Origin of the sequence: Sphaerospermopsis sp. LEGE 08334 (assembly GCF_015207205.1) — a bacterium.
Taxonomy (GTDB): domain Bacteria; phylum Cyanobacteriota; class Cyanobacteriia; order Cyanobacteriales; family Nostocaceae; genus Sphaerospermopsis.
The window spans coordinates 1-2,413 of sequence record NZ_JADEXH010000105.1; the positions used below are offsets into that span (position 1 = coordinate 1).

Genomic DNA, 2,413 nt, shown 5'->3' on the forward strand with positions numbered 1-2,413 from the left:
GGAATATTTGTAAAGTTATCTGCCATTTGGTGCAGTAAGCGCACATTTTCTAACCCAGCAACCCTTTGACATATTTGCTCAACCTGCCGGATAGCCGCACTGGAATAATCACATCCCCAATACTCTTGGCAGTTGGGAGCAATGCGCGATAGCAGTAACCCAGTACCACAACCAATTTCTAAAACTCGCTGCGGTGAAACAGACAGAATACGGCTGACTGTATTTTCCACCCACTCCTGCATTTCCCAAGCGGGGATGGCTTCCTTCGTGTAGGAACTGTTCCAACCACTGATATTGAATGTGACATCATCTATCGTTGTTTGCGGTTGCCCATAAGTCTGCTCATACAGCATTTGCCAGTCACCAACGTACTCACTCTGCCATTGAGCTAACTGCTGGGGTAATACTTTATTTTTCAAAGCCGGGACTAAATAAGCCACCAGTTGTTTCTCACCAGTGTTATCCACTCTGGCGATGACGACGCTTTCCTGTACCAAGGGATATTGAGTCAAAACGTCTTCAATTTCGCCCAATTCAATGCGGAAACCACGCACCTTCACTTGGTTATCAACGCGTCCCAGATATTCAATGTTGCCGTCTGGAAGATAACGCGCTAAGTCCCCTGTTTTGTAAAGCCGGGAATGCGGTTCATCACTAAAGGGATTAGCAATGAATTTTTCTTGTGTCAATTCTGGACGATTGAGATACCCTCTAGCCAGTCCCACACCACCAATATGGATTTCTCCCCGCACACCCACAGGAACAGGTTGTAATTGCGAATCTAAAATATAAACCTGGGCGTTGGCAATGGGACGACCAATAGTAACTTTCTCGTCATCGGGAGTACATTTAGCAATAGTGGCACAAACGCTAGATTCTGTCGGACCGTAAGCATTGAAGAAGTTTCTACCTATAGACCATTGTTTCATTAATTTCACCCCACACGCTTCTCCAGCCACAATGATGGCTTGCAGTGCCGGCAGTGCTTCCACTGGCATCACTGCTAATGCTGATGGTGGTAGGGTAATATGGGTAATGCCATAATGGCGTAATTTCTCAATTAATGCTTTCCCTGGCATGAAAGCGTCTTTTGTTCCCAGGTACAGTGTTGCACCTGACCCAAAAGCCATTAATATTTCCCATATAGAAGCATCAAAACTAAAGGAAGCAAACTGGAGAACTCGACTATCAGAGTCTAAACCAAAAGTTTGAATTTGGGCTTGAGCAAGGTTACACAGTCCTTTATGTTCAACCATTACTCCTTTTGGTTTACCTGTGGAACCAGAGGTGTAAATCACATAAGCTAAATGAGAAGTTGCTGCTACCCCAGTCAAGTTATCTTGGTTGTTTGCCTCAATTTGTGACCAGATTTGATCAATCAAGACTAGGTTAGCTGATGTGGGCGGTAATTTATCAACCAATTGCTGTTGCGTCACCAGTACCCGGACTTGAGTGTCTTCTAGAATAAATTTCAGACGCTCAACAGGATACTCTGGGTCAAGGGGTACATAAGCACCACCAGCTTTGAGTATCGCTAACAGTCCGATCATCATCAAGGGTGTACGCTCTACACTCAATCCTACCAGCACATCTGCGCCTACACCCAAAGACTGCAAGTAATATGCCAGCTGATTTGCTCGGTCATTCAACTCTTGGTAAGTCAGTTGTTGATGCTCAAACACCACCGCCACAGCATCAGGAGTCCGCGCCACCTGTTCCTCAAATAACTCATGAATACATTTATCTTGAGGATAATCAGCTTGAGTATCATTCCACTCAACTAATAATTGATGCTGTTCTGCCTGAGTCAGCAAGGGCAGTAATGCTACTGGCTGCTGGAGATTGTCAACAATTGCTGGCAGTAAAGCCACAAAATGCTCCATCATCCGGGCAATCGTCGCCCCATCAAATAAATCTCTGTTGTAAGCACAGACACCCTTGAGTCCTTCTGGTGTATCCCACAAGTGAACTTCTAAATCCATTCGCACTGAATCCACTCCCGAATCCATTTCTTCCACTTCTAACCCAGGCAGATTCCAGGGAGAGGAGGGAGCGTTTTGCAGAGCAAACACCACTTGCACCAGAGGGTTTCGATCTAGATTCCGCTCTATTTGCAACTGTTCGACTAACATCTCAAAGGGTAAATCTTGATGGTCATAAGCCTCTTGAGTCACCCGTCGCACCTGTGCCAATAACTCTTCAAAGTTTAGTTCTGTAGATAAATCAAATCTCAGTGCCAAAGTATTGACAAAAAACCCAATTAAACCTTCAATTTCTGTGCGGTTGCGATTAGCAATTGGTGAGCCTACTACCACATCTGTTTGTCCACTGTAGCGAGACAGCAACACCACAAAACCTGCCAGCAGTGTCATAAACAGTGTGGTTCCCGTCTCTTGAGAAAGCTGTTTGAGTT

Annotated in this window: 1 protein-coding gene; it reads right to left on the reverse strand. The window is 45.1% G+C overall.

Annotated features, from left to right (window positions below):
* On the reverse strand, positions 1–2,413 hold a 2,413-nt coding region (locus tag IQ237_RS25915), incomplete at both ends, for a class I SAM-dependent methyltransferase (protein ID WP_194060110.1).